Source organism: Pseudoalteromonas sp. N1230-9, from assembly GCF_032716425.1.
Taxonomy (GTDB): domain Bacteria; phylum Pseudomonadota; class Gammaproteobacteria; order Enterobacterales; family Alteromonadaceae; genus Pseudoalteromonas.
In genome coordinates this window covers 3,434,728-3,447,093 of record NZ_CP090419.1, presented here as the reverse complement: position 1 = coordinate 3,447,093, position 12,366 = coordinate 3,434,728, and the positions used below count along the sequence as shown (strand labels likewise).

At 41.6% G+C, this 12,366-nt stretch carries 11 protein-coding genes; 7 read left to right on the top strand and 4 right to left on the bottom strand.

From position 1 onward, the window contains the following. The first annotated feature begins 26 nt into the window (after positions 1-26). The 4 genes from LY624_RS16160 to LY624_RS16145 all read left to right on the top strand — a co-directional run bounded on the left by LY624_RS16160 (position 27) and on the right by LY624_RS16145 (position 4,889). Positions 27-2,354, top strand: coding sequence for a methyl-accepting chemotaxis protein (locus LY624_RS16160; protein ID WP_341803472.1), 2,328 nt, complete (start codon positions 27-29; stop codon positions 2,352-2,354). A 63-nt stretch (positions 2,355-2,417) separates the two neighbouring features. Further along, positions 2,418-3,239 (top strand): CheR family methyltransferase, encoded by an 822-nt coding sequence (locus LY624_RS16155; RefSeq protein WP_341803471.1) that lies wholly within the window; start codon positions 2,418-2,420, stop codon positions 3,237-3,239. Beyond that, the gene (gene cheD / locus LY624_RS16150; protein ID WP_341803470.1) at positions 3,232-3,849 is read left to right on the top strand and encodes a chemoreceptor glutamine deamidase CheD; all 618 of its coding nucleotides are present in this window, start codon (positions 3,232-3,234) and stop codon (positions 3,847-3,849) included. The genes LY624_RS16155 and cheD overlap by 8 nt, the downstream gene beginning before the upstream one ends. A gap of 8 nt (positions 3,850-3,857) precedes the next feature. Beyond that, positions 3,858-4,889, top strand: coding sequence for a protein-glutamate methylesterase/protein-glutamine glutaminase (locus tag LY624_RS16145; RefSeq protein WP_341803469.1), 1,032 nt, complete (start codon positions 3,858-3,860; stop codon positions 4,887-4,889). Here LY624_RS16145 and LY624_RS16140 read toward each other — a convergent pair. Beyond that, positions 4,879-5,910 carry a polysaccharide deacetylase family protein gene (locus tag LY624_RS16140; RefSeq protein ID WP_341803468.1) on the bottom strand — a complete coding sequence of 344 codons (1,032 nt, stop codon included), beginning with the start codon at positions 5,908-5,910 and terminating at the stop codon, positions 4,879-4,881. The genes LY624_RS16145 and LY624_RS16140 overlap by 11 nt on opposite strands. Positions 5,911-5,949: 39 nt before the next feature. On the opposite strand from LY624_RS16140, the gene dinF reads away from it, so the two are divergent. Further along, entirely contained in the window at positions 5,950-7,221 is a 1,272-nt protein-coding gene (gene dinF, locus LY624_RS16135; protein ID WP_240701198.1) for an MATE family efflux transporter DinF, read from the top strand. Positions 7,222-7,225: 4 nt separating this feature from the next. On the opposite strand, the gene LY624_RS16130 is transcribed toward dinF, so the two are convergent. Next, complete coding sequence (locus LY624_RS16130; protein ID WP_130149160.1) at positions 7,226-7,495, bottom strand: hypothetical protein; 270 nt, start codon at positions 7,493-7,495, stop codon at positions 7,226-7,228. Positions 7,496-7,509: 14 nt separating this feature from the next. Further along, complete coding sequence (gene nfuA, locus LY624_RS16125; protein WP_062568328.1) at positions 7,510-8,085, bottom strand: Fe-S biogenesis protein NfuA; 576 nt, start codon at positions 8,083-8,085, stop codon at positions 7,510-7,512. Positions 8,086-8,229: 144 nt separating this feature from the next. Between nfuA and LY624_RS16120 the strand changes: the two genes are divergently transcribed. Then, the gene (locus tag LY624_RS16120) at positions 8,230-10,779 is read left to right on the top strand and encodes a M14 metallopeptidase family protein (RefSeq protein ID WP_341803467.1); all 2,550 of its coding nucleotides are present in this window, start codon (positions 8,230-8,232) and stop codon (positions 10,777-10,779) included. A 6-nt stretch (positions 10,780-10,785) separates the two neighbouring features. On the opposite strand, the gene LY624_RS16115 is transcribed toward LY624_RS16120, so the two are convergent. Then, positions 10,786-11,493 (bottom strand): ComF family protein, encoded by a 708-nt coding sequence (locus LY624_RS16115; protein ID WP_130149158.1) that lies wholly within the window; start codon positions 11,491-11,493, stop codon positions 10,786-10,788. Between the two features lie 58 nt (positions 11,494-11,551). Here LY624_RS16115 and bioH point away from each other — a divergent pair, with 58 nt between their 5' ends. Further along, positions 11,552-12,289, top strand: a complete 738-nt coding sequence (gene bioH, locus LY624_RS16110; RefSeq protein ID WP_341803466.1) for a pimeloyl-ACP methyl ester esterase BioH — start codon at positions 11,552-11,554, stop codon at positions 12,287-12,289. Positions 12,290-12,366: the final 77 nt, after the last annotated feature.

The window sequence follows — 12,366 nt, the reverse complement described above, 5'->3', positions numbered from 1 at the left end:
GGTTGATTAACAAGAAGGTGAAGGGTATGGGATGGTTTAGCAGTCCTAAAAGTGTTGAGTCAAATAATGATTTAATTGTTACTGCATTGAATAAATCACTTGCAGTGATTGAATTTCAACCATCGGGAACAATCTTGACAGCCAATGCAAATTTCTTAAGCGTCATGGGTTACCGGCTTGAGGAGATTCAAGGGCAGCATCACGCGATGTTTGTTGCTGAAGAGGAGTCTCAAAGCACCGAATACCAGCAGTTCTGGCAGCGTTTGCGAAGTGGCGAATTTATCTCTGATGAGTTCAAGCGCATCGGTAAAAATGGCCAAGAGATTTGGATCCAAGCGACCTATAACCCAATTATTGATAGTAACGGTCAAGTCGTTAAAGTCATTAAGTTTGCCAGTGATATATCAGCACAAAAAGAACGAGACAAACAATCACAACGTGATGCAGATTTATCTAACGCGTTACGTGTTTGCCAAGCAAACGTGATGATTGCGAATAATGATCTTGAAATTATTTTTGTTAATGAGCAGGTAAAACAAATGCTAAAGGCGCGTGAAAGTGACTTGCAGTCAGTATTACCTAATTTCTCGGTAGCAAATTTAGTGGGTACCTGTGTTGACGATTTTCATAAAAAACCAAGCCATCAGCGTGAATTATTAAAGGCACTGACAGAGCCTTATAAAACCACCTTGCGACTTGCAGGTTTAATTTTTAGTTTGATTGCTACTCCTTGGGTGAATAGTGCTGGCAAGCGCTTAGGAACCATCGTTGAGTGGCAAGATATTACTGACAGTGTTAATAAAGCTGAGGCTGAAAAGCGTGAAGCTGAAGAAAACCTGCGAGTGCGTCGTGCGCTTGACAGGGTCGCAACAAATACCATGATAGCTGATGCGGGTAATAATATTATCTACATGAATGAAGCTGTATTGAACATGATGAAAATTGCTGAAAGTGACTTGCGTAAAGACTTGCCTAACTTTAATAGCAACAACTTAATCGGTCAAAATATCGATGTATTTCATAAAAACCCTGCCCATCAACGCAATATGCTGGCAAAACTTAGCAGTACCTACAGTACGGAGATTGTTGTTGGCGGACGTACCTTTGGTCTTGTGGCAAATCCTATTTTTACACCAGATAATGAGCGCATTGGTACAGTGGTGGAATGGGAAGACAGAACAGCCGAGGTTGCAATTGAAAAAGAAATTGCTGGTTTAGTCGCTGCCGCAGGTAAAGGGGACTTAGAAGCCCGTGTCGAAGAAACAGGTAAAACTGGCTTTTTCCTACGCTTAGCGCAAGGTTTAAATAGCATGGTGGCCATTGTTGACGATGCAGTGAAAGACACTGGTAATATGCTTGATGCTATGGCGAACGGCGACCTATCAAAACGTATTGAACAAGAATACCAAGGGTCATTTGAGAAATTAAAACGTGATGCCAATGCCACGGCTGATAAATTAACGGAAGTGATTAACCGTATTAATAGCTCTGCGACATTAGTTGCTAGTGGTGCTGAAGAAATCTCGCAAGGCAATGCTGACTTGAGTCAACGCACTGAAGAGCAAGCATCTTCACTTGAAGAAACAGCATCAAGTATGGAAGAAATGACCAGTACAGTTCGTCAAAATGCTGATAATGCCAAAGAAGTGAACGAACTTGCCGAGGAAACACGTGCTAAGGCGCAAAAAGGTGGTGAAGTTGTTAATCGCGCAGTAACAAGTATGTCGGCCATTAATGAGTCGAGTAAGAAGATTGCCGATATTATTAGTGTGATTGATGAAATAGCTTTCCAAACGAACTTACTTGCATTAAATGCCGCTGTTGAGGCTGCAAGAGCGGGTGAACAAGGTCGAGGATTTGCTGTGGTTGCAGGGGAAGTGCGTAATCTTGCACAGCGCTCTGCGGCAGCTGCAAAAGAAATTAAAGAGTTAATCCGCGATAGTGTGGGTAAAGTCGAAGACGGTACTCTACTGGTTAATGAATCTGGCTCAACACTACAAGAAATTGTGACTGCCGTACAAAGAGTCACAGCTATGATCTCTGATATTGCCCAAGCATCAGAAGAGCAAAGTTCAGGTATTGAACAAGTCAATAAAGCAATTGCACAAATGGATGAAATGACTCAACAAAATGCAGCATTAGTTGAAGAGGCATCTGCGGCTGGTGAGTCAATGGCTGAGCAAGCAAATGATATGCGACGTTTATTGAACTTCTTCTCGCTTTCAGAGCAAGAAGAAACAGACATAACCAGCCGTGCTTCGAGTGTATCCGTTAAGCGACCAAGCCAATCGGGGCCAGTCTCGCCTAAAGGTAATAATTTTGTAGACCCAAGTGACGAGTGGGAAGAGTTTTAAAACTCTTCCCTCTCTACATCGCTAATACAATGTGTATTCCCTCTAAGGCTGGTGGGTCAAATTATGAAAGAGTTTTTACTAACGGATAGTGACTTCAAAAACATTTCATCTCAGGTATACGATGCTTGCGGTATCGTACTTGCTGAGCATAAGCGTGAAATGGTGTATTCACGCTTGGCAAGGCGACTTAGGTTACTTAAGTTAAAGAGCTTTAAGGACTATTTAGCTTTTTTAGAAGAACATAAAGAGCGAGAATTTAGTGAGTTTATCAATGCGATTACCACAAATTTGACGTCATTTTTTCGTGAACCACATCACTTTAACTATCTAAAAAATTCTATAGTGCCGAGGCTATTGACTACAAATGCAAAGCAAAAGCGAGTGCGCGTTTGGTCAGCAGGCTGCTCCACAGGGGAAGAGCCCTATACGATAGCAATGACCCTAAGTGGTTTGTTCCCGACTAATTGGGATGTAAAAATTCTGGCCACTGACCTTGATTCAAACGTACTTGCTAAGGCGCAAGCTGGTACTTATACAGCGGCCAATGTAAATGGGCTCGATAAAAGTCAGCTAAAACGCTGGTTTTTAAAAAGTCATGATGGTCAGCTCTATAAAGTAAAACCACAGTTACAAGAGAATATCTTTTTTAAGAGATTGAATTTACTTGAGCAGTGGCCGATGAAGAGATCATTTGATGTCATTTTTTGTCGCAACGTGGTTATTTACTTTGACAAGCCGACAAAAGATACGCTTTTTCATCGTTACTTTGACTTACTGAGTGACGCGGGGCATTTGTTTTTGGGGCATTCAGAAACTATGGGCAAAGACCATAAAGAATTTAAAAACTTAGGCCAAACGATTTATCAAAAGGTGGTCAATGAATAGTCATTTCAAACCAGTATTATCAGGGTTTGAGCACGTAAAGCGTTTTTGGGATAGTCACAGGCAAAAGGTTGTCGCAAAAGTGTTACCGGGTGAATTCTATGTCTCTAAAAATGATGAACTGATCACCACCGTACTTGGCTCATGTATTGCTGCATGTATCTATGAACAAGGGTTAGGGATTGGTGGTATGAACCACTTTATGCTGCCAATGCAAAAAGGCGTGGATCCGAGTAATGCTCACAGTTTAAATTGCCGTTATGGTAACTGGGCCATGGAGTTTTTAATTAATGAAATCCTTAAAAATGGTGCATCAAAACGTAATTTAAAAGTGAAGCTATTTGGTGGTGGTAAAATTATTCGTTCAATGACAGATATAGGTGTCGGTAATATTCGCTTTGCAAATGCATATGTACTTGAGGAAGGTTTAGATTTAATATCACATGACGTCGGTGGGCCTTGGCCTCGTAAAATAATTTTTAATCCTCAGACGGGTCAAGCACAAGTGAAAAAGCTGCGTGATCTGCATACTGATAAACTAGAGAAACGTGAAGTTAAATACTTACACGAAATCGAGCAGCAAGATGCTGGAACAGACATTGAGCTATTTTAGGAGAGTGTATGATCAAGGTACTTATTGTTGATGATTCTCCCTTGATCCGTGGTTTACTGAAAGAGGTACTTGAGCAAGCGGATGATATGCATGTTGTCGGTGCAGCTGAAGACCCTTACCAAGCACGTGATCTCATTAAGCGTTTAAACCCTGATGTGCTGACGCTTGATATTGAAATGCCAAAAATGGATGGCTTAAGCTTTTTGAAGAATTTAATGCGCTTGCGACCTATGCCGGTTGTTATGGTTTCGACATTGACTCAAAAAGGCTCACCTATTACCCTCGAAGCGCTAGAACTCGGGGCTGTGGATTTTATCGCAAAACCAACGGCTAATGTGTCTGAAAACTTGCAACGCTATGCGCACTTAGTACAACAAAAAGTCCGTACAGCAGCAGGTGCAAGGATCCGAGCATTTAAAGAGCAGAAACTAGAAAAAGATAGCTCACTCGACAGTCTGCAATTTAAAAGTAATGCAGTTATGGCCATAGGTGCTTCAACGGGGGGAACAGAGGCAATCAAAGAAGTGCTTATTCGTATGCCCAAACACTGCCCCCCCATTGTGATAACGCAACATATTCCACCTGTGTTTAGCACTTCATTTGCGATGCGGATGGACCGACTCTGTGCGATAAATGTTAAAGAGGCAGAGCAAGGTGACAAGTTAGAAGCAGGCTGGGCTTATATTGCCCCAGGCGATCAGCATTTAAGTGTGGTGAAAAAGGGGGCTGCGCTGTATTGCCAATTAGACTCAGGCGAGCCCGTTAATCGTCATCGACCTGCTGTGGATGTGCTATTTAACTCTTTAGCGGTTTTAAATTGCAAAACAACGGTAGCGTCTTTATTAACCGGCATGGGAAGTGATGGCGCAAAAGGGTTGTTAGCTTTACATCAAGCTGGTGCCTATACCATGGCACAGGATGAGTTATCGTCTGTGGTATGGGGGATGCCAAAAGCCGCAATCGAATTGAATGCGGCTAATGAAATTGTCAGGCTTGATAAAGTAGCTGCACACATGCTTAAACAGGCTGCTAAGGTGTAATTACCCAAGGTTGTGAAAACCAATAATAACTGCCTTTTTTGTTGATAGAAGGGGCTGTACAGTTGAACCGAGAGCGACCCTTTTTCAATTTATTAGGCGAGGTAATGTGTACTGTATCTTTGCTTATCCACTCAAGGTTAGCTTGACCAACACCCGATACATAGCATGCAAACTGACTTTTGTGGAAATCTTGCATATCGAATTGAATGCTTAAACTTGGCGGGTTTTCGCTGGTGACACTATCGGCGTAATTTAATGCTTTAATTGTAAAAGCTTGTGAGTCAAGTTTCGTCGACAGGGTATCAAGTTTAGAATAAAAGCCTGACGCAGGAAAACGCGGTAATCGCGTAAAATCAGAGTGAACTCCTACTGCACCTGAATGTTGACCAATACCAACAAAACCCAATGACTTAATTAATGCTTGTAACTCGTTATTGAACTCACCATAAGGGTAAGCAAGGTATTTATAATCATGACCTATTTCATCTTTAATGCGCTTTTGGGCATTTAAAATATCTTTTTTAGTACGAGACTGCCACTGAGCATCAGTCTCACCTTCTTGTTTTAAATGCATGTAATTGTGCACTTGCGTATGATTGCTTATTAAGGCTCCTTTATTAGCCAGCTCTTTTAATTGCTGCCAAGTCATGACATAGCTTTTACCACTATCAATAAGTTCAGGGTTTACAAAAATAGTATAGGGGTAGCCATACTTTTCGAGGATAGGGGCGGCTTGTTCATAATTATTTTTATAACCATCATCAAACGTGATTGCGACAGTTTTATCGGCTAACTCTTGACCTGCCTGCAGTTGAGAAATCAACTCATTCAATGGGATAACATTAAATTGCTGGTCTTTTAAATATTGCATGTGCTTGGTAAACGTCTCGCTGCTGACGCTTGTAACAGCCGGAAGGGTTTCACTCACGTGGTGATACTGTAAAATAACGGCGCCGTGGGCACGCACTGATAAACCTAACAGGACTGCAAATACTACATGAAACATTTTCTTAAACGTCATAAGGCACACCATAAAAGTTTGCTGTTATTAGCCGGTCCAATGATCTTATCAAATATTACTGTTCCATTGTTAGGATTAGTTGATACTGCTGTCATCGGTCATTTAGGCAGTGCTCACTACTTAGCCGGTATTGCACTGGGCTCAGCAGTTATCTCCCTATTATTTTGGCTAGCAGGATTTTTACGTATGAGCACCACGGGGCTTGTTGCGCAAGCTTACGGTCGAGACGATCATACTTTGCTAGCTGAGTTATTAAAGCGCAGTTTATTGTTAGCGACTTTCGTTGCGCTTATACTAATCGCGCTTAGTGTACCTATTCAATCCTTAATGGCATATTTATCGGGCGCAAATCAAGCAGTGTTGGAGCAAGCACATAGCTATTTTTCAATCCGTATTTTTAGTGCGCCAGCTGCTTTGTGTAATTTAGTGCTATTAGGGTGGATGTTGGGGGTGCATTACGGCAGAGGGCCGTTCTATTTATTACTCATCACCAATATTACCAATATCGTGCTTGATATCTATTTTGTTGTTTTTCTTGATTGGAAAGTGGCTGGAGCGGCTTGGGCATCGTTAATTGCAGATTACATCGCTTTAGCCTTTGCACTTTGTTTAGTTTATCAGTTGGCTAAAAAGCAGGGCATTAACTTAGCGGTAAAGGCGTGGTTTAACATGGCTAAATTGCTCGAATTAGTTAATTTAAACCGTGATATCTTCATACGTTCACTGGCGTTGCAATTGTGTTTTAGCTTTATGACCTTCTATGGCGCAAGAATTGGCGAAACGACACTCGCAGCGAATGCAGTACTGCTGAACTTTTTAATGCTCGTAAGCTTTGCGCTTGATGGTATTGCATATGCAAGTGAAGCTAAAGTAGGTAAAGCAAAAGGCGAAAAGAGCACTGAGCACATACAGCTGTGGGTTAATTTGAGTTTGTTCTGGGGAGGGCTTTTTGCATTATTTTATAGCTTAATATTTTTAATTTTTGGTAATGCAATTATTCGTTTATTAACCGATGTGCCAGAAGTGATTACGATGGCAGCAGATTATTTGCCATGGGTGATTATCTTACCTATTGCAGCAATGGCATGCTTTTTATTCGATGGTGTTTTTGTTGGTTTAACGCGTGCAAAAGATATGCGAAATACGATGCTGGTTAGTGCAGCGCTCGGCTTTTTTGGACTGTTTTGGTTGGTAAGTGATTGGCAAAACCATGGCCTTTGGTTCGCAATGACCATTTTTATGCTGATGCGCGGTATAACGTTATGGTTGCGCTATCGTTATATTGTTAAACAAAATGGCTTGTTGAAATAAGCGTTTATTTCCAAAGGTCAGGATCATCATCTTTGGGAGATGCTCGCTCAAGAACCTGTGCAAAACGGTTGGCAAAAATACCTAAATAACCCCAAGCGGCAAAAAATAACGCGATGGCCAAAATAAGTAAGCCAATCAGTTGCAAGATTGCAGGGCCATAATAACCAATGGCAATAAAAATTACGGCCAGCACAAACAGTGCTAGGCCGCAAAGAAAGCGTTTTAAGCTTAATTTGGGGTCGCTACCTAAGCGAAATACCCATTGTTTAAGCATGCTTTAGATACCGATTAGTAGTAAGAGTGCTCACCAGATTGGTGATCGGTAATGTCTCTCACACCATTGATTTCATCAAACTTAGCGATCATTTCTTTCTCGATGCCCTCTTTCAACGTGACATCAATCATCGAACAACCGTTACAGCCACCACCAAATTGCAGAACAGCAATACCGTCAGCGGTAATTTCAACTAAACCAACTTGACCACCGTGGTTTGCAAGTTGTGGATTGACTTCAGTTTCAAGCATGTGTTGTACACGCTCTTGTAACGTCGCGTCGTCGCTAAGCTTACGTGCTTTGGCATTAGGCGCTTTTAGAGTTAACTGAGTGCCCATTTTGTCAGTTACAAAATCGATTTCAGCTTCTTCTAAAAAAGGCGCACTTTCTGCGTCAACAACGGCATCAAAGCCATTAAAAGGTAGACGAATATCAGTCGCTTCAACCGCGTCTTCTGGGCAGTAAGAAACACCACACTCCGCCTGCGAAGTACCTGGATTTACAACAAAAACACGAATGTTTGTTTGTTCAGCTTGGTCTGCTAAAAGTTTAGCAAAATGAGATTGTGCAGATTCAGAAATAGAGATCATAAAACGGACTATACTTGACTAAATTACTCGGATACTGTGTATCATACTCCGCTCATCGTATTGTCGCCAGTGTTGAGCGTAAAAAGTTGCATCTATTTTGTCTAGTGGTAGCGTGAAAACATCAATTAAGTACAGGTGCTATCTATGCGTTTAATAATAACAATATTAACCATGCTAGTGAGCGTTAGCGCATTAGCGAAACCCCTTTCTTATTACTTTGAACAAGATGTGAAATTTGATCCAACCATTCCAACACCTGAACAGGTGTTAGGTTACGAAGTAGGTGAGTGGCATGTTCGCCATGATCAGCTTGTGCAATATATGCAAATTCTTGCCGATAAAAGTGACCGAATGAACTTTCAAGTGATCGGTCGTACTCATGAACAACGCCCATTGGTTATGTTAACTATCACTGCGCCAGAAAAATTAGGGCAAGTTGAGGCTATTCGTAAAGCCCACCTAGCACGTTTGGACGGTGAATCATCAGACTCAAGCAAACAGCCGGCGGTTGTATGGATGGGGTATAGCGTGCATGGTAATGAGTCATCAGGGAGTAATGCTTCATTATTAGTGGCTTATTACTTAGCTGCTGCGCAAGGCCCAGAAATTGATACTTTACTGGACAATACCGTTATCTTACTGGACCCATCTTTAAATCCTGATGGTTTAGCGCGTTTCGCGAACTGGGCAAACAGTAATCGCGGTATGAATTTATCGTCAGATCCAGAAACTCGCGAGCATAGAGAAAACTGGCCTAGTAGCCGTACTAATCATTATTTATTTGACTTAAACCGCGACTGGTTATTACTACAACACCCTGAATCACGAGCACGTATAGCTCAGTTCCATCAATGGAAGCCGAATATTCTTACTGACTTCCACGAGATGGGACCAAACAGCACTTTCTTTTTTCAACCCGGTATTCCGACGCGCAAGCACCCGATTACACCAGAAGAAAATGTGACTTTGACTAAAGCTATTGCTAACTATCATGCGAAGACGCTTGATGAGCATAATGCTTTGTACTTCACCGAAGAAAGTTTTGATGATTTTTACTACGGAAAAGGTTCAACTTACCCTGACGTGAATGGTGGGGTGGGTATTTTATTTGAGCAAGCCAGCTCACGTGGTCATTTACAAGATACAATCAACGGCCCGTTAAGCTTTCCGTTTACGATTAAAAATCAATTACTAACTAGTTTATCTACATTTCAGGCTGCAATTGAAAACCGCCAAGATTTGCTTGATTACCAAGCTGAGTTTTATAACAAAGCGATTGACCTTGCTGGTGATGAAGACTTTAAAGGGTATGTTGTTAAAGGCGGTGCAGATAACAGCCGCATGCAGTACTTTTTAGCGTTATTAAAGCAACACCAAATCAATGCGTATATGCTTGAAGAGCCATTAAAAGTGAATGGTCAAAGCTTCTCTGAAAACAGCTATTTCGTACCATTAGCACAACCACAGTTTCGCTTAGTGAAAGCCGTTTTTAGTGAACAACAACGCTTTGTTGATAACACATTCTATGATGTGTCTGGCTGGACACTCGCGCATGCATTTAATTTAGAGTTTGCAAAAGTAAGTAGTAAATGGGGGCTTGATGTTGCAAAAATGCCTTGGCAAAAAGGAGTTAAGTCAAGTTACGCAACATTGCCACAAAGCTATGCTTACGCATTCAAGTGGGATGATTATCTTGCACCAAAAATGTTGAATACTTTGCTAAAGCAAGGTGTTAAAGCGCGTGTTGCATTGAGCCCTCTTACCGCTAAAACGCCCAGTGGTGAGGTTTCATTTGAACCCGGTAGTATTTTGCTCCCCGCAGGTTTGCAAACAGACAGCAATTGGGTTGATTACTTAAATCAAGCACAGACTGAGTTCGGTATTGAAATTACGCCAATTAGCTCAGGTTTAACGGTGAAAGGGGCTGATTTAGGCTCTCGCTCTATGGCAGTTGTAAAAGCGCCTAAAGTTTTACTCGTGGGTGGTGCCGGAACCAGCCAATATGAGTTGGGTGAAGTATGGTATTACCTCGACCGTTTTGTAGGCACTGCGCCAACTATTGTTGAAATGCCTCGTCTTAGCAGCCTTGACCTTGAGAATTACAGCCATATTATTTTGGCTCATGGTAATTACAATGCACTTGATGATGCGACCAAGGTTGCGATCAAAGCTTGGGTGCGTAAAGGTGGTGTTATTTGGGGTCATAAAGGAGGTGCCAAGTTCCTCGCTGACCAACAATTATTAAAGGCCAGTTACTTATCTCGTCGTGATGTAGCGAGCGCATTTAATACGCAAGGACTTACTTATGCCGATAAAGGTCACTTAGCGGGCCGTCAACGTATTGCCGGAGCAATTTTTAATACGTCTGTTGATTTATCACACCCGCTAACATTTTCACTTAACCGTAATACCCTGCCAGTATTTAAAAATAGCACTTGGTTGCTTGAAAAGTCAGATGCACCGTTTGTAAATGTTTTGACATACACAGATAAGCCATTATTAGCGGGCTTTACTGATGATGTGAATGTAGAGCAAGTTGCCGGTGCTGCGGGCTTAATTGCTCACTCATATGGAAAAGGCAGTGTTATTGGTATGACGGATAACCCTGTGTTTCGTGGTTATTGGTATGGTACTAGCCGATTATTGAGCAATGCTTTATTCTTTGGTAATGCCTTTCATGCTGCGGGCGATTAACGTATTTTAAGGTTCTCCTAAAGGGGTCAAACACGTCAGCATTGCCCATACGTGTTTGGCACCTGCTTTTTTTAGCTCATCGGTTGCTGCATTCAATGTTGCCCCTGATGTCATTACATCATCAATAATGGCGACCGACTTACCCTGCAAATTTGCTTGGCACATAAATGCATTACGCATATTTTTAATTCGTTTAGCTTTACTGAGAGAAGATTGTGCAATCGTTGCTTTTTGTTTAACAAGCGGCTCTGTTACAACTAAGTTCATTGCTTTTAACACCGGTAGCCAAGTTTGGCTTACCTGATTGTACCCTCGTTTTATAAAGCGTTTATTATGCAGCGGCATAATAATAAACTCATCAGGCCAAGATTCATTGACTGCTTTAGCGTGCTGTAACTGCAAATAAATAACCTGTTGTAGGGCTATTTTATAGTACTGTTTATCACTAAACTTCAGTTGTTTAAGCCACTGTTTCATAGGGGCTTCATACCATGCACAGGCTATGAGGTGATCAAAATGACAATCGGGGAATGCATCACAAATATCAGGGCGGTGAAGTAAATTAGCATGTTTGCTTAGATCAAATAACCTTAAGTCGTTTAAACAATGCTCGCAAAGTGCATAGTTACTTTTTATATGCGTTTGACACGTAACACAAAAGTTAGGAAACAGCGCATGTAAGCTATGTTTTAATATCTTCGTTAAGTGAGCCATTGCATTCAATCCTTTAAACGCTATCATGAGCCATCAGTGTGCTTGAGAGTTTAAAAATATGCAAAATGAAATGGTGTTATTACATGGCTGGGGAATGAATCAAGGGGTCTGGCAAGTGATTTTGCCAGAGCTTGAGTTTTCATATGAGGGCACTATTCGCTGCCTTGATTTACCAGGCTTTGGTGAAGCGCAGTCATTACCCAATACCTATAATTTGCATGAAGCAGCCAAGATGCTGAGTGAACAATTGCATAACGACTCAATACTAGTTGGGTGGTCGCTTGGCGGATTATTTTCACTTTACATTGCCGCTCACTGGCCAGAAAAAGTATCCAAGGTTATTTTAGTGGCATCGAGCCCTTTTTTTGCTCAAGCTGATAATTGGGCGGGTATTAAGCCTGAAGTGCTTGATGCGTTTAAAGAGCAACTAGTCACTCACACAGACAAAACTATCGAGCGATTCCTAGCGATTCAAGCCATGGGCAGCGAATCAGCTCGTGACGATATTAAAGCGTTAAAAAGATTATTAAAACAGTATCCAGCACCGCAAGAGCGAGCCCTCAGTGCAGGCCTAGATATCCTACAGCAAGAAGATTTACGTCAGCTATTTAGCAAAATAACGCTCCCTATTCGCGGTATATTTGGGCGTTTAGATGCGCTAGTTCCTTACCGTGCAATTAAGGATATGCAGGCTTTGCAGCCTAACTTTGAATATGAGGTGATCGATAAGGCATCTCACGCTCCTTTTATTTCTCATAAAACTGAATTTATAAGCGCTCTGAAATCAATGTGTTAATTAAATATTGCTCTGCAGAGCCCAAAAATAGGGGGATTTTACTTTATTTTGATTGTTTTGTGAGCGATACTTGTAGG